Genomic DNA, 20,217 nt, shown 5'->3' with positions numbered 1-20,217 from the left:
CTGCTCATTTACATCTCTACATCGCTGGCAAGCATTCCCCTTTTCTTCTTCACCACACTGATGATACTTCCAGCCAGAACGACCAGGGCCACGATCATAAGAACCGCGGATATCGGTCGTTCAAAGAAAATCATTAACGAACCTTCCGACATCGCCAGGGATTGAAGTAAGGAGGTTTCGATCAGCGCTCCGAGTACGAAGGTCAATACGGTTGCCGCGATGGGAATATCCAGCTTTTTCATAAAGTAGCCGATGATTCCGAACATAAACATGACCCCGACATCCCATAAGCTGTTGTTAACGCTGTACACACCCAGAATAGAAATGATCAAAATGATCGGGAACAATAACTTATAAGGAACCAAAGCGATTTTGGCCCACATTCCGGCCATCGGAAGATTCATAAATAGCAGGATCAGGTTACCTATAAACATACTCGCGATGACTCCCCAGACGAAATCCGGGTTGTTCTGGAATAATTGGGGACCCGGCGTCAAGCCGTGGAGGATAAAAGCGCCTAAAATGACGGCAACTGTTGGCGAGCTTGGGATCCCCAGCGTAAAGAGCGGAATCAGGGCCGCACCGCTATAGGCATTGTTCGCGGTTTCCGGTCCTGCCACACCCTCAATGGCTCCTTTTCCAAAACGGGTGGGGTCTTTCGCCATTTTCTTCTCCAGGGAATACGACATCAGTGACGCTATGACCGCATTAGCGCCCGGGATCAAGCCCAATATAAAACCTAACCCTGTACCGCGCCCGATCGCTTTCATCGTCGGCGCCCATTCCTCTTTATTTGGGAACAGTCCCTTGACCTTCGGCGGCTTATCCACTTTCATGGCGTTTTCGGCGTTTAGCAAAATCTCCGAAATCCCAAAAAGCCCCATCGCAATGGCAACAAAATCAAAACCATTCAACAATTCCATTTGGTCAAAGGTAAAGCGAATCGATGCGGAGACAGGATCCATTCCGATCAGGGAGAGGAGAAGTCCAATAATCGCCGCAATCATACCTTTGACCAGCGATCTTCCCATCAAACCGATGAGCATTAACAATCCTGCCATCATCAAAGCAAAAAATTCAGGCGGACCGAAACGCAGCGCGAAATGAGCAAGTGGCGGACCGACAAAAGCAAGTCCCAGAATCGCCGCCGTCCCCCCGATAAAGGAGCCTATGCCGGCCACTCCGAGCGCAACGCCTGCTCTTCCCTGTTTAGCCATTTGATGACCATCAAGACAGGTAATCACCGACGCCGCTTCCCCGGGGGTGTTAATTAATACGGAGGTGATAGTCCCCCCGTACATCGCGCCGTAAAAAATTCCGGAAAGCATGATAATCGCCGACATCGGGTCCAACCCGAAGGTAAGCGGAATCAGGATGGCCGTACCTGCCGTCGGGCCTAAGCCCGGCATAACTCCGACAAGCATCCCTATCGTGACGCCGACCAAGCAATATAACAAATTCCATCCGGAAATCGCATGTTCAAAACCAACGAACAAATTCGAAAATAGTTCCACGGCATCACCACCCCCAGGCATTAACCGGTATCGGCACAGACAGCAGTTTACAGAACACCCAGAACAGAATAATCGAAATTCCAATGGAAATCCCAAGGCCGGCGTACCATTGGTACTCTCTTGCCAGCAGAATGAAAAGAAAAAGGGTCCCGGCCATCACAAAGCCAATCGATTTAACGGTTAGTAGAAAGAGAAGAAATGACCCGATGATGGTTACGATATTGATGAAACCCTTCCCTCTCGGCAAAATATCCTTGAACCTGGTAATATGCTTTATGGAATTCATCATGTAAACCACCGAGAGAATGATGAGAAGCCCGCTTAGCCACAAAGGAAGAAGGCCCGGTCCAGGCCCCTCCGGCCCCATATAATCAAACGAAAGAGACATCCAAAAGAACATCAAGCCGAACAGAAAAATGAAGATCGCCGCCCAAACACCGGCATTTTGTCTCATCAAAATCAACCACCTCCTTTGCCGATGATAAGGGCATATCAGCACGCAGCACAGACATGCCCTTTAAGAAAATTACTTGATTAGACCAATGGACTTTGCCACATCGCCGGTCGTCTTGTTCGTTTGAGCAATGATGTCGGCAAATTCTTTGCTATCCGCGTAGGCTGGTTCAAGACCAATCCGGTTGAATTCCTCTTTGATCGATGGATCTGCCATCGCCTTCTTGAACACCTCACGAAGAATATCGACGACTTCTTTCGGTGTGTCTTTGTGAACAACGACGCCGGACCAGGTGTCCAAACCTACAAATCCTTTATCCTTTAAGAATACCGCATCCTTGAAGGCCTCAATTTTGCTTGTGCCGGCGTTAGCGAGTACGCGCACCGTACCGGAGTCCACATGCGGTTTGGCTTCCTGTGTCAGAACGACCGCCCCCTGCACATGACCGCCTAACAAAGCCGTAAGTGCAGGCGCCGCACCGTCAAAAGGTACATGCTTGGTTTGGATGCCTTCCAGAATATTGATGCCTTCCATCGTTAAATGCTGAGTATTGCCTGCCCCTGGCGTCCCGTAGGTAAATTTGCCCGGATTTTTCTTCACCCAATCCAGCCACTCGTCATACGTTTTCCAAGGAGCGTCAGCCTTGACCACCAACAGGTTTTGTGCGGAATTAAATCGCGCAACAGGAATGAAGTCGTCTATTTGAAATGGAGTTTTGCCGTAATTGGGTTGAATCGCCAGGTTACCGGTCGTTACGGAACCGATCTTATACCCGTCAGCATTCGACTGCAGGATATCGGCCAGAGCTATCGTTCCGCTGCCTCCCGTTTTATTGGATACGACAATCGATCTGCCACCCGGCATGTATTTGTTGGCAACGTTTGCAACGATTCGCGCAACGGCGTCTGTGCCGCCGCCTGCGGCAAAGCCAACCACGAGTTCGATATCCTTTTTCGGAAAATCGGTTTTGGTCTCTTTGTTCTGTGTTTCCGCAGCTTGCTCAGCACCCGTTGGTTTTGTTTCAGGAGCATTGGAACAGCCTGCAGACCCCAAAACCAGCGCGCCTGTGAGCAGCGTGAATAAAAAGCTTTTCCCGATTTGCATATAAACCCTCCTCAATGGTGTAGTAGACTCTATAGGCTTATCATACTTAATGAAAGCGGTAACAACACATTTTCAAGACGAACTGTTGATATGAAATAACTAAACGATTCATTATGGCGACAAAATCACCACTATTTGACTAAACCGATGACTTTAGCTACGTCTCTGGTTAACTTGCTTGTTCGGGCAATGATTTCAGCAAATTCTTTGCTGTCCGCATAAGCCGGTTCGAGGCCGATGTTATTGAATTCTTCTTTGAGCAGCGGATCATTCATCGCTTTCCTAAACACATCCCGAAGCGTATCCACGATCTCTTGCGGGGTGCCTTTCGCCACAACCACGCCCGACCAGGTGTCCAGGCCGATAAATCCTCTTTCCCTCAAAAACACGGCATCCGGGTAGGCTTTCGTCGGGGACGTCCCCAAGTTCGCCAGTACGCGCAGCGAGCCGGCATCCACATGCGGCTTGGCTTCTTGCGACAGAACGATCACTCCCTGCACATATCCGTCCAACAAAGCTTTGATCGAAAGCGCTGCGCCGTCATAGGGTACATGCTTGGTTTGGATGCTTTCCAGGATGTTAACAGCTTCCATCGCCAGGTGCTGGGTATTGCCTGCTCCGCTTGATCCATAGGTAAACTGGCCGGGATGCTTCATTACCCAGGCTAACCATTCATCGTAGCTTTTCCACGGGGCATCGGCCCTAACTAGTTGCTCCTGAAAAAGTCGATTTTCAAAAATAGTTTCGGGTTGCTGGCTGGGTTGTGAGGGGGAACTTTCCCTAATGATCGGTTTCCATGTTAGTTTTGGAGCATTTTTGCCGCTCTTTGCAGGTTGTGGGTCAGAATCCCGAAGCCGACCCAGCATTTTGAGCCGACAAAGCCCCGATACCTGCTGCGGTTCAAACCGTACTTCCGCTTGAGAAGACTAATCTTCGCTTCTCCAGCTGCACGGTAACGCTGCAAGTCTTTGAACCATAATTCGTTTTCGTACTCGGATCGGGCAATGCCTTTTTTGCCCTTTCGCGGCAAGCTAGCTCGCTTCACACCAAGTTCGGTAATGGCCGTTTCGTTCTTCTTGCTTGAGAAACCGCGGTCGGTCGCTACAGCTTGCGGCGCTTTGCCGAATTGCTTGATATGCGCCTGTACAGCGGGAACGAGCAGTTCATCATCCGAGGGGTTCCCCTCGTAGACAGCGTAGCCGGTCACAAAGCCGCTTTCCGTCTCGTCGATTCGCACCTTGTAGCCGAACTCAGTTCCTTTGGCCAGCTTACCTTTCTTAATCGGTCTTGCTTCCGGGTCAAAGAAACTGACGATCCGATCTGCGATGATTCGATTGCCGGAAACGACCTGTTTGGCTTGTTCCAACAACTTGCCGGTTAGCGTGACCGCCTCGGTCAGTTTGGTTTTACTTTGTCGAAGAGCAGCTTTGCCCTTGTCTTGCAGTTTCTCGATAACGGTTTGCGCCTTGTTCACAACGTTCTCGGCTACTTCGATTACGCTCCCAGTGATCCGGTCAACTTCTTCCCAAGATTCACGGGTGCGGCGACGTAGAACTTTCGCGATGGACAGAATCTTTTCCTTGATTTCTGCCGTACGATCTTCAAAGCCTTGAACAGTGTGGGAGGCGACTTTCCGGATTTTCTGAATCGTTCGAGTGATGACTTTTACGCCATCTTGCAACAGCGTAGCGTCTGTCGGGTGATGGATATCGGATTCCACAACCGTCGTATCCGTGCGCAATTTGCGGGTTTTCAGAACGGCTTTTTCCTCACACTGCTTTACGAGTGCGGCATTGATGTCTTCGACGATCTTGTCGCCGTAGCGTTTGCGGGCATAGATGAGCGTAGACGGGTCGGGCATCGGTTCGTCGATGGCAAACCGGCAGAACATTCGCCATGTGATGCTGTCACCGACTTCCTTCACGAGTGACTCGTAGCCCAAATTGTATTTATGCTTCAGGACCATAAGACGGATGTACTTTTCAATTGCAAGCGTAGGACGGCCGCTTTTCTTGCCTTTCGGGTGCAACTCAGTAAACGGTTGAAGAAAACGGTCGTCGTCCAGTAATTGATCTATGATTGCAAGCTCGACCGGCAACTTTCTAACAGATTCCGGGAGAATGGCATCCCAGATGGTCAATTGCTCGTCTCGAAGTTTCAACATTTTCTTCACCTCTTGGAAGGATTCCCGAGGGCTTCTGTTGAACTCCTATAGCAAAGGAATTCTTCCCTCGGGGTGTGGAACTTTGTTATCTCGACAATAACAATTTCCATTTTGAGGTGCTGAATTCCTTTTAATTATGCTCAAAACACCCTGACTTTTTCAGGGGAAACTAACTACAAGGATATTTGGCGCGGAGTTAAACTGTGCGATCGGAATAAAGCTGTCGGATGCAAACGGGGTTTTACCGTAGTTCGGCTGGATCGCCAAGCTGCCTGCGGATACAGACCCTAACTTATATCCATCTGGATTCGCTTGCATAATGTCGACAAGGGCATTCGTTCCGCTATCGCCCGGTTTATTGGTTACTCTTATGGTTTTACCGTTTGGCATATACTTTTCTGCAGTCTTCGCCACGATACGAGCCACGACATCCGTGCCTCCGCCCGCGGTATATCCGACAACCATTTCTATATTTTTAAGCGGATAAACCGGTTTAACCATTTCATTCACAGGCTTCGGAGCTTGTGAGCAGGCCGTTGTCCCTAATAGCAGTACAGGAATAAGCAAAGATGATCGAAAGCTTTTACCCATTTGCACGATGTACATCCCTCCCGCATATTTGCTATGTGAAATCCCTGAATGTTAAGAAAAAAGGCTATCTCCAATGTGCAACTTTTTTGGGATAGCCGGCTTAGAAGTCTAAGTATTCACGTATTTCCTTGATATAGGAACGACTGACCGGAACTTTGGAACCGTCACTCAATAAAAGGTTATACGTCCCGTTAAACCAAGGTTCCACTTCTTCTACAAAGTCCGCATTCACGATATACCCCCTATGGGTACGCAAAAAAGGGAAGCTTCCCAGCTTATGGGTCATCTCATATAACGGAGCATCAATCTTGAACCTGGCGTCCACCGATTTCAGTACAACCTGTCGGTCTTCTGTTCCAATATATACGATTTTGTCCATGTCAACCATAATGATTCGCTCTCCTTGCGAGACGGCAAGCTTGTTTTTACGCTTTTCAGATGGTTTAGAATGGGTTAGAGATCCCTCCGCTTTCTGCTGCTCCGTCAGCTTTTTGACTTTCTCAATGGTTTGCTCGATCCGATCCTCCATAAATGGCTTGGTGATATAATCAATCGCATTCAATTCAAATGCTTCCAATGCATGCTGATGAAAAGCCGTAGCAAACACAACCCATGGAGGACGTTTTAGCCTGTTAATTTGCTTTGCAACCTCCAGGCCGCTTCCATCCGCAAGGCATATATCCAAAAAAATCACATCCGGCTCTAATTGTTTAATATCGGAAACGGCTTCCTCCATCGTATCCGATTCTCCTATGACCTTGACTTCTCTCAATCTGGCAAGCAAATATTTAAGTTCATCCCTAGCAAATGGCTCGTCCTCTATCAAGTAGGCTCTCAGCATCCCCATACTCCCCTCCATCTGTTCGTAGAAACCGCAGTTCAATTTGAGTTCCTTTATCCTTCTCACTGCTAATCTTCATGGAAACATTGGCTCCGTAGAGCCCATGCAGGCGTTCATGGATATTATGTAATGCAGTGCCTGTGCCTTTATGAGAATCAACCGCTTTTTTCCCCAATAGGTTCAGTCTTTCCTTATCCATTCCTTTTCCGTTGTCTTTGACCTCAATCACTACATGACCTTGGTCATTGTAAACTTGAATATTCACCATTCCTCCTTTCCTTCTGCCTGCAAATCCATGGCTGATTGAATTTTCCACCAGCGGCTGCAGAGTGAAAGGAGGAATTAAGGTTTCCTCGAGTCCGGGTTCAACTTGTATATTTAAACGATAGCGTCCCGGAAAACGGGCCTGTTCTAAGGCTAAATAGGCCTGGACATGCTCCAGTTCTTTCGACAGCGGAATGAATAACTGCCTGGCGCCCTGTAAATTACTGCGAAAAAACGTCCCCAAATCCAACAACAGTTTTCTTGCCAGCATGGCATCGGTTCTGCATATGGAAACTAACGTATTAATGGAATTAAAGAGAAAATGCGGATTAACCTGTGCCTGAAGAGCCTTGATCTCCGCATCGGCAAGCAGCTTTTTCTGCCGCTCTACCTCACCCAGTTCCAACTGGGTAGAGAACAGCTTACTCAATCCTTCAGCCAGCTCTTCCTCCGCAGCACTCATGGAATGCGCCTTTCTGTAGTACAGCAAGAGGGCGGCGATCGGTTCTCCGCTGACCACAAGAGGCAAAACGATGACCATGGCAAAGGGGAATGTCTGCTCCTCCTGTTTGTTCCGGCGCTTAAAAACGACCCTCTGGCCGGACACCAACGCGTTTCGAATTAAGGATTGATGCATCCGCTGGGACACGTATAGTTCTTCCTCGCCGCCGCCAACATAGGCAATGATTTCCAACCGGTTCGTAATACCAATAGCGTCGGCGCCGCTTTGCCTATGGATGATTTTCGCCGCTTCTCTACATGAGGAAGCATGAAGTCCCTGACGGAAATAGGGAAGCGTTTTGTCTGCAATAAACAAGGCTTTATGCGTTTCAAAAGCGCGTGCTTTCGCATCTTCCTTTAGAACGGTCTCCAATATTTGCGCAAAAATCCAAACCCCTAGTGAATTAATGACGATCATGGGAATGGCGATTAAACGTACCAATTGAAACGCTAATATATCCGGCTCGGGGAGAAACAAAAGGATGGCCATATGAATCAGCTCTAAGAACAACGCCACCCATAAGGCCGATAAAGGAGTCACTTTACCTTTTCTCTTCAAATATGCGCCGGCCCAACCAGCCAGTAACCCTAATATAAGGAATGAACCCAGCGTAGCCCAATCGGCGAATCCGCCATATAGAAAACGATATCCTCCAATGACCAGGGCAATTCCCAAACCGATCACGGGACCTCCTAATAGCCCCCCCATGATCGTGGCTACGGGGCTGGTGTTGGCGATGGAAGAGTGACCATTGCTGGTTCCCCAATTCCATGCGGTAAGCGCGAGATGATCCGTCATGATATGGATTCCTATGTAATGGCTTACAATTCCAAATAAGGAAAATACCAAAAAAATGATCAGTTTACTTTGTTGATTTAAACCCTTTTGAAAAATAAGGTGAAAGGATTTGATCCGGGTCAACAGAAAGGCAATGGTTACAATCATCGCCATGTTTTCCGCTAGCTGACGCAGTAATTCCCACATGATGAATCACCTCCTTAGCTAGTAACCAATCGGAATTCTATAAAGCGCTTCCATAAAACCTGCTAAGCATTTCTCATTTACGGTGGAGGTAACTCCGGAAACGATCGTCCCTTTACGAGGAACTATAATTTACAAATTTATAGATGTCAATCAGATATTTAACTGATATATCTGAATTCATATTAATTCTAATGATCGTGCGATGTCAATAACGATTTTATAATAAACAAATAACCCACGATGGCACGTGGGCTGTTCAGGGGATATTTTCTTGCACTTCATCAACAACACAAGAATCCGTTAAGTGAATGCCATATGCTCCATTACTTCTGGAGTTCCTTGACATATAAAACCATTGCCGACATATCCTTATCTCCATGTGAGCTTTCTTTTGCCTGTTGAAACAAAGATGTGATTGGCTTCCCTACAGGCAGGTTTATATCATTGTCTTCGGCCATTTTTTGTACCAGCGTCAAATCTTTAAACAGCAGCTTCAAAGCAAACCCCGCTTGAAATTGATTTTGGGCAATGAAATTCGTGTAGTGTCTCTCAAAAATCCGGCTCTGCGCATAGCTTGCATTTAAGATGTCGAACATCAATGGCCCGTCGATGCCCATTTTTTCTCCAATGATGAACGCTTCGCTGGCTGCTTGCGTATGAACGCCGACCATGTATTGAATGATCAATTTGATAATCGTTCCGCTGCCTACAGGTCCGGTATGATAAATTTGTTTCCCCAGCACTTCAAACAAAGGATATACCTTATGGAATACTTCCTTTTTCCCGCCGACCATTATGCTTAATGTTCCGCTCTCTGCTCCGAAATTCCCTCCGCTTACAGGCGCGTCCAAAAACTCTATCCCCTTCTTCGCGGCTTCCTTCTCTATTTTATGGTTCAGGTCCGGAGATACCGTGCTGAAATCGATCAGGATTTGTCCGGCATGTCCGTTGGCTACGATCCCGTCGGAGCCGAGGAAAACCTCCTCCACATCAGCGGGAAAAGGCAAACAGGTCATCATCACATCAGCAATTCGCGCTAACTCGGGAAGCGAATAGCCCGTCTTCCCCCCGGCCTCGGCAAAGAGCTGCTCGCGGCCCTTGCTGCGATTCAGCCCATACACTTCATAATTAGCCTTAACCAAGTTTTTGGACATGGGCAATCCCATATTCCCGAGCCCGATGAAAGCAACCTTCATATGTTTCCCTCCTGTGGTTTGTTCAGAATACGCTTACGTAAAGGGTCCTATAAACCGGAGTTCATAGGACCTTGCGAGAAGCTTTTACGATTCGGGAAGAATCGCCTCCGTTACCATTTCCCATTCATGGATCTCATAACCTCTTGCCTGGTGAATCACATAAGGGTCCTGTTGGACGATATGCCTGACTTCCTCTTCCGAATCGGCTTTATAAATGACCAGACCTCCGGCTCCGTCCAAGAATCTGCCATTGGCAAAAATTTTTCCTTCCTTGCGCCTGATCGCCAGATAATCAAGGTGCTGCGGACGGTATTCCTGGCTCTTTTCCGGACTAAGCATCGGTAAAAAGACAGCAAAATATTTCAATCATCCTCATCTCCTTCCGGATTATTTTGATCGGCTTAACGGATTACCGGCTTTTACGACTTCTCCGAGTGCATTATACAGCACGGGTGTAATCGCAATACCGATATAAGGAGCTCCCCACTGCTGTTTTTGGGTCACAGCCGGCGCGCTCGCCACCTGAATCCCCACCGTAACCCCATGCTTCCGTCCTGCCGCCATCACGCGGTCCATCGCTTGTTGCACCTCCGGGTGCTCCGGTCCTTCAGCACTGTACCCCATTGTGACCGACAAATCCGTTGGACCGATATAGCAAATGTCAATTCCCGGCACACTCATAATCTCATCAATATGGTCGACGGCTTCCGGCGTTTCAATATGCACGGCGATCAGGATTTCTTCATTGGACTGCTGCAAATAGGCAGCGCCGCCTCCTTTACCGTATTGAGCCGACCTGCATGAATAGGCCGTGCCTCTTCTGCCAACCGGAGGATATTTTGCTTTTTGCACAACTTCTTCCGCTTCTTCCTTCGTATTGACCATCGGAACATGAAGTCCCATCGCACCGCGGTCAAGCGCTTTTTGAATATCGGATTTATCGTAAGCCACCCGTACAATCGGAACGGTTCCGGCCAATTCCGCGGCGCGTATCATCTCTTCGACTTCTCCCCAGCTAAACGGGCCATGCTCGTTGTCAATAACGACAAAATCAAAACCTGTATGTCCGAGTATTTCTACTACTGATGGAGAATGAAACCCGATAAAGCAGCCCGTGGCACACTGTCCGTTTTTCAATTTCTGTTTCACCATGTTCGGCATCATTCATGCCCTCCCTCAATGCATAATAGTCAGCTTCTCTAATTTGTTCTGTAATGCCATCATACTTGATGAAAGAGGCAGCGGCCTATTTTCAGGACAAACCGCTAATTTAAAGTGACTAAATATATGTAAAAGACGACAAACTGTTTTCAAAATTTGTCTTTATAAAAGTTATAAAAGGTGCCAATAAAAGTTAAAATAAAAACCAGCACCCTCATAAGGGTACTGGTTAAAGGTTGTGATTATGCATCCTCCAACGGATTAACGCGCAAAAATATGCTTACCGATTTTCAACACTTGCGGACGCGTCCAAATCCATGCGCTCGTTGCCGTGTCGGGATTAAAGTAATAAAGCGAGTTTTTCGTCGGATCCCAACCGCGTACGGCGTCGAAGGCTGCCAGATAGGCGCTGCGGTCGGGTGTTAACCAATACTGTCCGTCATCTACTGCAGTAAAGGCTCTTGGCTGGAAAACTACGCCTTGAATTGTATTCGGGAATAAAGGCGACTGTATCCGATTCATGACGACAGCTCCTACGGCCACCTTGCCCATGTAAGGCTCACCGCGTGCTTCGCTGTGTATAACGCGGGCCAGGATATCGATTTCCGCCTGATTTAAGCTGTATTTTTAAGCATAGCCCACGTGCGGTCCCCAACAATGCCGTCCGCCGTGAGGCCGTAATTTTTTTGAAAGCTGCGTACGGCGGAGGCTGTGTGTGCTCCGTATTTACCGTCTAGGGGCTGCTGGTAGTAACCCAAAACCTTCAGCCGGTACTGCACATCCCATACATCCCCATTGGAACTGCCCATCTTGAGCGTTGGTGCGGCGTTTGCGTGATCCGCATATACCGCAAATGAAAAAAATAAAAGGAATGAGAAAAGGATGGCCATCGTCCATTTTTTCATGGTATGATCTCTCCTTTCATCCTTTTTCATTGTACCGGGTGACGGTATCGGGTCACAACCCGCAATTATTGGCATTAATTTGGAAAAAAATAAGCAAGCCTCATCCCGGGGCTTGCTTACATGAAAGAGTGTTACGGTTGTGCTCCCAACTGCACTTCTTCTATGTAATTCACTTTTCTCCAGATTTCTCCTAAGGTTACAGGTCTTCATGATCGCCATAAACAACAAAGGAGCCGCGCTGCCGATAGCTCCATTTACATCCTTCATTTTCCTCGAAAATGCATCATTCCCTATAATCCTTCACGGCAATGCGCTCCATATTTCTTTTGTTTTTATTTATCGTTTATATTTAAAGTTCCCATAATCGATAACCACGACCCGATTATTCCGTTTTAAACGCAGGTTAGGCGTATAGGGTGTATGATAATCGCGTACACTCCTTGAGGGAAGGATTCCATTTTTATGAAATTTCTTAAGTTTTTTTCTATATTTAGGAATATTGGGGAATTTTTTATTATACTTTTTCATGGTTACCCAGCGATATGACGTGTCGTAATCGATAATTCGGGCAAGGTGTTTTTTTATCGGTCTCTCGGATGACTTATACATGATGACTTCCGTTTGATTAGACCGGATTCCCTTTTTGGATTTGGCTACTTTAAACACACGGCGTTTGCCTAAATCGTATACGATTCGCGTTCTGCCGGCCCCAATGAATTTCTTTCCTTTTATTTTCTTTTTCATGTACCTGTCCAATTTAATCAAGGTCGACTCCCTCCTTTCCAACCCTATGTTGAATCATCACTTCGGGAGCTGCGTATTTTATCAAAATATTATTTTATTGTAAATTTAGTATATGTTGAGAAACAAAATCCGAACTGGGTATTCATATCACTAGTAAAAAATGGTCTTGAAGCTGGCTATATGGAGGGTCATCCGTTTACCGCATTTGCCATTTCTACTGAATCACCTTTATCGATTGATCTTTTGCAGACACCATGAGAATGAAATCATGATATGCAAAAACATCTGACGCCTGATCCGTAATGGCCAGATGAAGATCCCCGGATTGATCCAATACCTTAACGCCATATTCTTCTCCCGCTGCAAGCTTGCATATGATTTTATCATTCACAAATTGGACGCTTTCCACCGGCTCTTTGATTACAAGCGCATCTTCTTTGGACGGTTCCACCCTGTAAAGATGGAATTGCCCTTTTACATTGGCAGCGGTGTAGTACACCTGACCGTCGATTTCGTCATACCAATTGGCAACGGGAAGATCGGATAATTTTTGCTCATCCGTTCCATCCAGGTTCGCTGAATATAAAGAATGATCCGCATCTTTTACATAGTACAGCTTGTGATTCAATATTTTAAAATGGCTCACTTCCGCATGGATGATCTTTTCCGTTTCATTTGTCTTGATATTGATCTTGTAAATCTTGTTTAAATCCCCATGTTCAACAGGATACGATGATGCCAGCACATAGACATCGTCTCCGAGAACGGTAGTGGAGCGATCTGAGCCAAAGCTTGTGGACGTACCGTCATTCGTTACATGCCATCCGTAGATCAGATTCGGATTCCCTATCCGTTTGCCATGTTGATTCTCTTGCCCGGCCGCAGCCAGCAATAGATTATTCCCTCCTGGCGGCACGAATTGATGGATAGTTAAGGTTCCATTCGGAGTCTGTTTAAAATCGAGATACCCTTGTTGCTCTATGGCAGCCTTTCCATTGTCGTTTACCTTGCAATAGACATCGTAGCCCATGATTGCTCCGCCAACATGATAAGAGAACCAGAGTTCGTCATCTCTGATCTCAAAATTCAAACGCTTATTAAAGCTGTATGAGGCATCCACATCATAAGAATATACCGGTTCTTTATTTGACGTGTTATGAACAGGCGCTCTGTATACATGGTTCGTGTTTCCTATGGTTTCTGCAAAGTAATAATATCCTTTAAACACGGCAACATCATTCTCACCTGCAAAGGTTGGGAGATCCACGGTTTTCACCTGAGGGTTGCCGGAATTTATATTCAGACCTTCGTTATCGTCCCACACATATTCCCAACCCCATTCATCATGTGCAAATTTCCAGGTCAGAGGGAAATAGATCACGTTGTTGAAGCTTAAAAGGGGATATTCTTCTTTGGAATTGTCCACCGTCCTGCCGTTGATAGTAATCTTAAATGCAGGGATGGCTGCCTTGTAGCCGCCCGAATGTTTATGATCGGTTTTGTAAGGAACATAAGATGAAGTCACTTTTCCTTTAGCAATGTTAAGCCCGGCCTGTTGCGTCCATTCCGTTTCCAAGCCCAAAAGTCTGGAATCATACCATGTCATCGGAACATAGGTGATATCCCTATACACGAGTAACGGATATTCCCGGTATTCATTTTCGACTTTATTTCCGTTAAGCTTTACCTCAAATGTTGGCAATGTAACGCTTACACGATGCTCCGCAGCGAGACCTCTACCGGAAGGCAGAAGCAAACTCAAACAAAGCGTCAATGAACCGGCCCATAAAAACATCTTCTTTCTCACAGGAATCGTCGTCCTCTCTAACGTTTCTTTAGAATTACTTTTGTCGTATATTTTCCGGCTTCCACTGCAAACGAATCGTTGGATGCGATTAATAATTCTTCAATAAAAGAAAGACCCGGTGTATAAATAAAGCTTCCGCCAACCTTTAACGCGTTTAGAATTTCCATATATTTTCGAGCGTAGGCTTCGAACTTCCCGTCGGTTTTTAAATGATGATGGGTAAAATGGTTTGAAAAAGCCATATGGGAAATGACAGTCCCCCAAGTGTTTGAAGGAAAAGTAGATTCAAGCCAATTGATTTGAAATAAGAAATTTGAAGTCTTCTCCAAGTTTCTGTCCATTCCATAGGCCTGAACGTTATTCCGCCTCAGGTAACGGACTAAACCGGAGTTTTTTTAGAAGGATTTAATGCCAATTGACCGTTAGCCGACTCATAAAAAGACTTTTATTTCAATTGTAAACAATTTGTTGGTAATTGTGAACAATTTGTTGGTCTATTGCCTCTTGAAATTCAGATAAGGTGAACATTCATACCCCTTCTTTCCGGAGTTGGCGGTCATTTCTTTCATTTTTACATTTTCCGGCTGCCTTACTTATTCGTAAGGCTCTGCAGATCGGCATCACTTTGATTTAATATATTATCCTCCAGCACCGCATATTTATCGCCATATTCTTTGATGATATGTTTTTCTCCCCAATCACATAAGGCATCCAATATTGATTTGAGACTCCATCCGTATTCACTGAGCTCATATTCTACCTTGGGCGGGACCTGGTTATAGACGATTCGGTTCACGATGCCATCCTCTTCCAATTCTCTGAGCTGCTGAGTCAACATTTTTTGTGTTATTCCGGGCATCAGGCGTTTTAAATCGCTTGTCCGTTTTTTACCGCGCGTTAAATGGCACAGGATGACGCATTTCCATTTTCCCCCGATGACCTCAAGGGTAGCCTCAACCGAGATGTTGTATTTCTTTTTAGTCATCGTTCATCTGCCTCCTTGGTGTAAAGGAACTTTTGAGTACCTATGGTACTTTAAAGTACGTACTGTTCATTTTTGTCCGCTGGATACATAATAACATTTACCGGCCGGTAATTACCAGATAGGAGTGGAACGAATGTCTTTGGATAAAAATAGAAGTACGTTGGCGCTTCTAGCCTTGGCCATAAGCGCCTTTGCGATTGGAACAACCGAGTTTATCAGTGTGGGGCTCCTTCCCCTGATCGCTGAAGATTTAAACATCTCCGTTACCTTAACCGGGTTAACCGTTACGTTATATGCCCTGGGCGTTACTTTCGGAGCGCCGGTATTAACAGCTGTGACATCGGGCATTCCCCGCAAAACGCTGCTGGTGTGGATCATGCTTGTTTTTATTATAGGCAACAGCCTTGCCGCTCTTTCCAGCGGAATTGTAATGCTGCTTACAGCCCGCGTCATCTCCGCGCTCTCTCACGGTGTTTTCATGTCGATCGGTTCGACCATCGCGGCCGACCTCGTACCTGAGAACCGAAGGGCCAGCGCTATTGCGATCATGTTCTCCGGGCTGACGGTCGCCACCGTTACCGGTGTGCCGCTTGGCACCTTTATCGGCCAGCAGCTGGGCTGGCGCGCAGCCTTTATTTCAATTGTCGTCATTGGCATTGTTGCTTTCATCGCCAACATGATCCTTGTCCCTTCCCATTTGCGCAAAGGCGGCAAGATACAGATTCGCGATCAAATGAAACTTGTCACTAACGGACGGCTGCTGCTTGCGTTTATGATTACCGCCCTCGGGTATGGAGGAACCTTTGTCGTTTTCACTTATTTATCCCCGTTACTGCATGACATCACCGGATTTAAGGAAACGACGGTAGCCTTCATTCTCCTGCTGTACGGAATCGCCATCGCCATCGGCAATGTCATCGGGGGCAAGGCGGCGAACCGAAAGCCGCTTACGGCCTTGCTGTGGATGTTTGTTTTACAAGCTCTTATACTCTTTCTTCTTACATTCACCGCCCCGTATAAAATTCCGGGATTAATCACCATCTTCGGCATGGGATTGCTGGCTTTTATGAACGTACCCGGACTTCAGGTTTATGTCGTCACGCTGGCAGAGCGTTACGCCCCCAGGGCCGTCGATGTCGCATCTGCCGTTAATATTGCCGCCTTTAACGCAGGCATTGCCATTGGAGCCTATCTGGGCGGTATCGTTACGGATGCCATCGGGCTTATTCATACGGCTTGGATCGGCGCAGTCATGGTATTGGCAGCCGTGGTCCTCACAATCTGGAGCATGGTTCTGGAAAGAAGACAGAAAACCGCAGCTGCGGGAACCTGCTTATCAATACATTGAACCATTGAACCGCATGAAATACTGACATAAATAAAATAATAAAATCTGGAGGCAGTCCTTATGACCCAACATTTACAAAGCAAAATTGCACTGAACAATGGAGTTCAAATGCCCTGGCTGGGCATCGGCGTTTTTAAAGTAGAAGAAGGCTCGGAGCTCGTCGAAGCCATTACATCAGCGGTAAGACACGGCTACCGAAGTATCGATACAGCGGCGATTTACGGCAATGAAAGCAGTGTCGGACAAGGAATCCGCGAAGCTCTTCACGAGAACAATCTTGCCAGAGAAGAGCTCTTTGTCACTTCTAAAGTATGGACGGTCGACCTGGGTTATGAATCCACACTAGCCGCTTACGAGACGAGCCTGAATAAGCTGGGCTTGGCATATTTGGATCTTTACCTCATCCACTGGCCGGTGGCTGGCAAATATAAAGATGCTTGGAGAGCTTTGGAGACCCTTTATCAACAGGGTCGGGTTAAAGCGATCGGGGTCAGCAACTTCCAGATTCATCATCTGGAGGATCTAATGAAGGGTGCGGAAATTAAACCCATGGTGAACCAGGTGGAATTCCACCCGTTCCTGACGCAAAAAGAGCTGCTCAGCTTTACGAAAAAGCATAACATACAGCTGGAAGCCTGGTCGCCGTTAATGCAAGGACAGCTGCTGGATCATCCGGTTCTCAAGGAAATTGCCGACAAGCACGGCAAATCTGTCGCTCAAGTCATTCTGCGCTGGGATCTGCAGCATGAGGTTATCACCATACCGAAGACAACAAAAGAACACCGGATCATCGAAAATGCATCGATCTTCGATTTTGAGCTGACGAAGGATGAAATGGATCAAATCGATGCGTTAAACCAAAATCGCCGTGTCGGCCCGGATCCGGACAACTTTGATTTTTAATTAGAAGCCGATCAGATCAGGACGCCGTCCCTTCCCTTGCGGAAGGACGGCGTTTTGAGCCTTTTAGAAGGTTAATCCGTTTCTTAACGATGACTGTATTGAAAAAGCCGAGTGAGGAAATTATTCATCAACAAGGGTAGCGAAATCAGGATAGGAGGATCATCCGGACGGGGAACGTGAAGCATAACATGCTGATGGGGTACGGAGCCATAGGGTGCGACTACGATCGGCTGTTTTGACCGGAAGCGTAAGGTTGTATGCGGAAGCAGAACATCCATGGTTTGCATCCCCCAGGAGATGGATGTAGCCATCAGATAATAGGTGCCCGGTTTGACACCCGTAAAACAAAAATGTCCTAAAGAAGAAAGCAGTGTGCCATAAAGGGGAAGTCCTTCCGGAATCGGTTTGGCAAACAAGCCGATCAGAATGACGCCTTCAAAAGGCTGCTCGGCTTGGACGGTCCCTTGTATTCTGGCGTGTTGATTGGAAGCAGGAGGAGATTCGTACCAATGCTTAAGCGTCCGCAGTGTATGGAAGTGGCTCTCCGCTTGCAGCAAGGAGGAATTCCGAAAATCCGACGGCGTCATGCCTACCCGTTCGGTAAATCGGGTGGTGAAGGTTCCCAGACTCTGCTGTCCGATCTCCAATACAATATCGCGAACGCTCAAATTCGTGCGCAGCAGCAGCTCTTTTGCCTTTTGCAGCCGGAGGGATGAAACATAATATAAAGGCGGAATGCCCGTTCTTTCTTTGAAAATGCGCGTGAAATGGTATGGACTGTAGGCGATATGAGCGGCCAGTCGGGAGAGCGAAAGCGGTTCGTCCATATGCTGATGAATATAAGCGATTACCTCGTCTATTTCTGCATATCGGTCAATCCGCATTCCTGCATCTTCCTTCCGTCCGTATTTTAGGTGATGACCAGTCAACTTGGATACCCCACACGATTAAAGCGCTTTACAAAAATAATTATATCAAACATATGTTCTGTTGTAAATCATTTCCTTCCGTAGTACAAAATTTATTTGCATGGTCTCCCGCATTGAGTTATGCGCCCTTCAAAGCTTATAATAGGACGAGAAAAAGTTAAAAGAAAAGGTGTTATTTATGAGCATATTAAATGTAGAACGGCTAAGTCACGGCTTCGGAGACCGCGCTATCTTCAACGACGTATCCTTCCGGCTGCTCAAAGGCGAGCACATCGGACTCATTGGCGCCAACGGTGAAGGAAAATCTACCTTCATGAACATCATTACGGGCAAACTCCAGCCGGATAACGGCAAGATCGAATGGTCCAAACGCATGCGCGTCGGGTATCTTGATCAGCATGCGGTGCTTAGCAAGGGCTTGACGATCCGCGATGTCCTGAAGGGAGCCTTCCAATACCTGTTCGACATGGAACAGGAGATGAACGACATGTACGCGAAAATGGGCGATGTTTCACCGGAAGAGCTTGAGCAGCTGCTCGAGGATGTCGGAACGATTCAAGATACATTGACGAATCAGGATTTTTACATGATCGATGCCAAGATCGAGGAAACCGCCCGCGGACTGGGACTTACGGATATCGGACTGGATAAGGACGTCAATGACCTTAGCGGCGGACAGCGAACAAAGGTATTACTCGCGAAGCTGCTGCTCGAAAAGCCGGACATCCTGCTTCTCGACGAGCCGACGAACTATCTCGATGAGCAGCATATCGACTGGTTGAAACGCTACCTGCAGGATTACGAGAATGCCTTCATTTTAATTTCTCACGACATTCCGTTCCTGAACAGCGTCGTTAACCTGATCTATCATATGGAAAATCAAGCATTGACCCGTTATGTCGGCGATTACAACCATTTCCTGCAGGTCTATGAAATGAAAAAGCAGCAGCTTGAAGCAGCCTATAAGCGCCAGCAGCAGGAAATTGCGGACTTGAAAGACTTCGTAGCCCGTAATAAAGCAAGTGTTGCGACGAGAAACATGGCGATGTCCAGACAAAAGAAGCTCGACAAGATGGAAATCATCGAGCTGGCAAAGGAAAAACCGAAGCCGCAGTTCAACTTCAAGGAAGCGAGAACCTCCGGTAAGCTGATTTTTGAAACGGCGGAGCTTGTCATCGGTTATGACCATCCTTTATCGAATCCCCTTAACCTGCGCATGGAACGCGGCCAGAAGATCGCGCTTGTGGGTGCGAACGAGATCGGCAAGACGACGCTGATGCGCAGTATTTTAGGGGAGATTCAGGCTCTGTCCGGTTCCGTCCAGCTCGGAGAAAGCTTGAGCATCGGCTACTTCGAGCAGGAAATGAAGGAGGCCAATTACAATACATGCATCGAGGAAGTGTGGAACGAATTCCCTTCCTTTACACAGTTCGAGGTGCGTGCGGCGCTGGCCAAGTGCGGACTCACAACCAAGCATATTGAAAGCAAAATTGCCGTGCTTAGCGGCGGGGAAAAGGCAAAAGTGCGGCTATGCAAGCTGATCAACCGCGAAACAAACCTGCTTGTTCTCGACGAGCCGACCAACCACCTGGATGTGGATGCCAAGGACGAGCTCAAGCGCGCCCTCAAGGCTTACAAAGGCAGCATCCTGATGATTTCTCACGAACCGGAATTTTATCGCGATATCGTTACCGATACATGGAACTGTGAATCCTGGACGACCAAAGTGTTTTAAACGATGTTTCCCAAGCATATCCAACCGCGCTAGGTCGGATATGCTTTTTTTACAACAGAAGTATGTCGATTTGCCTCCATACAAAA

The 20,217-nt window shown here is 47.1% G+C and carries 19 protein-coding genes and 1 pseudogene; 3 read left to right on the top strand and 17 right to left on the bottom strand.

Annotation, left to right across the window (positions count from 1 at the left end; genetic code table 11):
- Window positions 1-8 precede the first annotated feature (8 nt).
- The 16 genes and pseudogenes from EXW96_RS03255 to EXW96_RS03180 all read right to left on the bottom strand — a co-directional run bounded on the left by EXW96_RS03255 (window position 9) and on the right by EXW96_RS03180 (window position 15,216).
- Complete coding sequence (locus tag EXW96_RS03255) at window positions 9-1,514, bottom strand: tripartite tricarboxylate transporter permease (RefSeq protein ID WP_309225001.1); 1,506 nt, start codon at window positions 1,512-1,514, stop codon at window positions 9-11.
- Between the two features lie 4 nt (window positions 1,515-1,518).
- Window positions 1,519-1,968 (bottom strand): tripartite tricarboxylate transporter TctB family protein, encoded by a 450-nt coding sequence (locus EXW96_RS03250; protein WP_054817244.1) that lies wholly within the window; start codon window positions 1,966-1,968, stop codon window positions 1,519-1,521.
- Between the two features lie 72 nt (window positions 1,969-2,040).
- On the bottom strand, window positions 2,041-3,072 hold the full coding sequence (locus tag EXW96_RS03245) for a Bug family tripartite tricarboxylate transporter substrate binding protein (protein WP_054817243.1): 1,032 nt from the start codon (window positions 3,070-3,072) through the stop codon (window positions 2,041-2,043).
- A 131-nt stretch (window positions 3,073-3,203) separates the two neighbouring features.
- Window positions 3,204-3,938 carry a Bug family tripartite tricarboxylate transporter substrate binding protein gene (locus EXW96_RS03240; protein ID WP_174349864.1) on the bottom strand — a complete coding sequence of 245 codons (735 nt, stop codon included), beginning with the start codon at window positions 3,936-3,938 and terminating at the stop codon, window positions 3,204-3,206.
- Window positions 3,872-5,236, bottom strand: coding sequence for an ISNCY family transposase (locus EXW96_RS03235; RefSeq protein WP_074730239.1), 1,365 nt, complete (start codon window positions 5,234-5,236; stop codon window positions 3,872-3,874). The genes EXW96_RS03240 and EXW96_RS03235 overlap by 67 nt, the downstream gene beginning before the upstream one ends.
- A gap of 159 nt (window positions 5,237-5,395) precedes the next feature.
- Window positions 5,396-5,827, bottom strand: coding sequence for a Bug family tripartite tricarboxylate transporter substrate binding protein (locus tag EXW96_RS03230; RefSeq protein WP_254611233.1), 432 nt, complete (start codon window positions 5,825-5,827; stop codon window positions 5,396-5,398).
- Between the two features lie 100 nt (window positions 5,828-5,927).
- Window positions 5,928-6,674, bottom strand: coding sequence for a LytR/AlgR family response regulator transcription factor (locus tag EXW96_RS03225; RefSeq protein WP_174349862.1), 747 nt, complete (start codon window positions 6,672-6,674; stop codon window positions 5,928-5,930).
- Entirely contained in the window at window positions 6,628-8,418 is a 1,791-nt protein-coding gene (locus EXW96_RS03220) for a LytS/YhcK type 5TM receptor domain-containing protein (RefSeq protein ID WP_174349861.1), read from the bottom strand. Before EXW96_RS03220 ends, EXW96_RS03225 begins: the two co-directional genes overlap by 47 nt.
- 323 nt (window positions 8,419-8,741) lie before the next feature.
- The gene (locus tag EXW96_RS03215; protein WP_174349860.1) at window positions 8,742-9,614 is read right to left on the bottom strand and encodes an NAD(P)-dependent oxidoreductase; all 873 of its coding nucleotides are present in this window, start codon (window positions 9,612-9,614) and stop codon (window positions 8,742-8,744) included.
- Between the two features lie 84 nt (window positions 9,615-9,698).
- Entirely contained in the window at window positions 9,699-9,980 is a 282-nt protein-coding gene (locus EXW96_RS03210; RefSeq protein ID WP_054817236.1) for a YciI family protein, read from the bottom strand.
- Between the two features lie 21 nt (window positions 9,981-10,001).
- On the bottom strand, window positions 10,002-10,778 hold the full coding sequence (locus tag EXW96_RS03205; RefSeq protein WP_254611195.1) for an HpcH/HpaI aldolase family protein: 777 nt from the start codon (window positions 10,776-10,778) through the stop codon (window positions 10,002-10,004).
- A 258-nt stretch (window positions 10,779-11,036) separates the two neighbouring features.
- Window positions 11,037-11,680 (bottom strand): annotated as a pseudogene (sleB, locus tag EXW96_RS03200) (spore cortex-lytic enzyme).
- Window positions 11,681-12,016: 336 nt separating this feature from the next.
- Complete coding sequence (locus EXW96_RS03195; RefSeq protein ID WP_174349859.1) at window positions 12,017-12,445, bottom strand: hypothetical protein; 429 nt, start codon at window positions 12,443-12,445, stop codon at window positions 12,017-12,019.
- 193 nt (window positions 12,446-12,638) lie between these two features.
- Entirely contained in the window at window positions 12,639-14,231 is a 1,593-nt protein-coding gene (locus tag EXW96_RS03190; protein ID WP_309225000.1) for a DUF5050 domain-containing protein, read from the bottom strand.
- Between the two features lie 17 nt (window positions 14,232-14,248).
- The gene (locus EXW96_RS03185; protein WP_174349858.1) at window positions 14,249-14,560 is read right to left on the bottom strand and encodes a hypothetical protein; all 312 of its coding nucleotides are present in this window, start codon (window positions 14,558-14,560) and stop codon (window positions 14,249-14,251) included.
- A 260-nt stretch (window positions 14,561-14,820) separates the two neighbouring features.
- Window positions 14,821-15,216: a winged helix-turn-helix transcriptional regulator gene (locus tag EXW96_RS03180; RefSeq protein WP_062408247.1), complete on the bottom strand. Its 396-nt coding sequence runs from the start codon at window positions 15,214-15,216 to the stop codon at window positions 14,821-14,823.
- 133 nt (window positions 15,217-15,349) lie between these two features.
- On the opposite strand from EXW96_RS03180, the gene EXW96_RS03175 reads away from it, so the two are divergent.
- Complete coding sequence (locus EXW96_RS03175) at window positions 15,350-16,564, top strand: MFS transporter (RefSeq protein WP_174349857.1); 1,215 nt, start codon at window positions 15,350-15,352, stop codon at window positions 16,562-16,564.
- Window positions 16,565-16,624: 60 nt separating this feature from the next.
- Complete coding sequence (locus EXW96_RS03170) at window positions 16,625-17,467, top strand: aldo/keto reductase (protein ID WP_174349856.1); 843 nt, start codon at window positions 16,625-16,627, stop codon at window positions 17,465-17,467.
- 83 nt (window positions 17,468-17,550) lie between these two features.
- Here EXW96_RS03170 and EXW96_RS03165 read toward each other — a convergent pair whose 3' ends face one another.
- Entirely contained in the window at window positions 17,551-18,351 is an 801-nt protein-coding gene (locus EXW96_RS03165) for a helix-turn-helix domain-containing protein (RefSeq protein ID WP_174349855.1), read from the bottom strand.
- A 223-nt stretch (window positions 18,352-18,574) separates the two neighbouring features.
- On the opposite strand from EXW96_RS03165, the gene EXW96_RS03160 reads away from it, so the two are divergent.
- The gene (locus EXW96_RS03160; protein WP_174349854.1) at window positions 18,575-20,131 is read left to right on the top strand and encodes an ABC-F family ATP-binding cassette domain-containing protein; all 1,557 of its coding nucleotides are present in this window, start codon (window positions 18,575-18,577) and stop codon (window positions 20,129-20,131) included.
- The last annotated feature ends 86 nt before the right edge of the window (window positions 20,132-20,217 follow it).

This window comes from Paenibacillus sp. JMULE4, assembly GCF_013337105.1.
Taxonomy (GTDB): domain Bacteria; phylum Bacillota; class Bacilli; order Paenibacillales; family NBRC-103111; genus Paenibacillus_G; species Paenibacillus_G naphthalenovorans.
This window is presented reverse-complemented; position numbering and strand designations above follow the sequence as displayed.

Excerpts from the sequence above, each read along its gene's own strand:
- EXW96_RS03250 (WP_054817244.1), bottom strand. The coding sequence starts at position 1,968 with ATGAGACAAAATGCCGGTGTTTGGGCGGCGATCTTCATTTTTCTGTTC.
- EXW96_RS03245 (WP_054817243.1), bottom strand. The coding sequence starts at position 3,072 with ATGCAAATCGGGAAAAGCTTTTTATTCACGCTGCTCACAGGCGCGCTG.
- EXW96_RS03240 (WP_174349864.1), bottom strand. The coding sequence starts at position 3,938 with ATGCTGGGTCGGCTTCGGGATTCTGACCCACAACCTGCAAAGAGCGGC.
- EXW96_RS03235 (WP_074730239.1), bottom strand. The coding sequence starts at position 5,236 with ATGTTGAAACTTCGAGACGAGCAATTGACCATCTGGGATGCCATTCTC.
- EXW96_RS03230 (WP_254611233.1), bottom strand. The coding sequence starts at position 5,827 with ATGGGTAAAAGCTTTCGATCATCTTTGCTTATTCCTGTACTGCTATTA.
- EXW96_RS03225 (WP_174349862.1), bottom strand. The coding sequence starts at position 6,674 with ATGGGGATGCTGAGAGCCTACTTGATAGAGGACGAGCCATTTGCTAGG.
- EXW96_RS03220 (WP_174349861.1), bottom strand. The coding sequence starts at position 8,418 with ATGTGGGAATTACTGCGTCAGCTAGCGGAAAACATGGCGATGATTGTA.
- EXW96_RS03215 (WP_174349860.1), bottom strand. The coding sequence starts at position 9,614 with ATGAAGGTTGCTTTCATCGGGCTCGGGAATATGGGATTGCCCATGTCC.
- EXW96_RS03205 (WP_254611195.1), bottom strand. The coding sequence starts at position 10,778 with ATGATGCCGAACATGGTGAAACAGAAATTGAAAAACGGACAGTGTGCC.
- EXW96_RS03180 (WP_062408247.1), bottom strand. The coding sequence starts at position 15,216 with ATGACTAAAAAGAAATACAACATCTCGGTTGAGGCTACCCTTGAGGTC.
- EXW96_RS03175 (WP_174349857.1), top strand. The coding sequence starts at position 15,350 with ATGTCTTTGGATAAAAATAGAAGTACGTTGGCGCTTCTAGCCTTGGCC.
- EXW96_RS03170 (WP_174349856.1), top strand. The coding sequence starts at position 16,625 with ATGACCCAACATTTACAAAGCAAAATTGCACTGAACAATGGAGTTCAA.
- EXW96_RS03165 (WP_174349855.1), bottom strand. The coding sequence starts at position 18,351 with ATGCGGATTGACCGATATGCAGAAATAGACGAGGTAATCGCTTATATT.
- EXW96_RS03160 (WP_174349854.1), top strand. The coding sequence starts at position 18,575 with ATGAGCATATTAAATGTAGAACGGCTAAGTCACGGCTTCGGAGACCGC.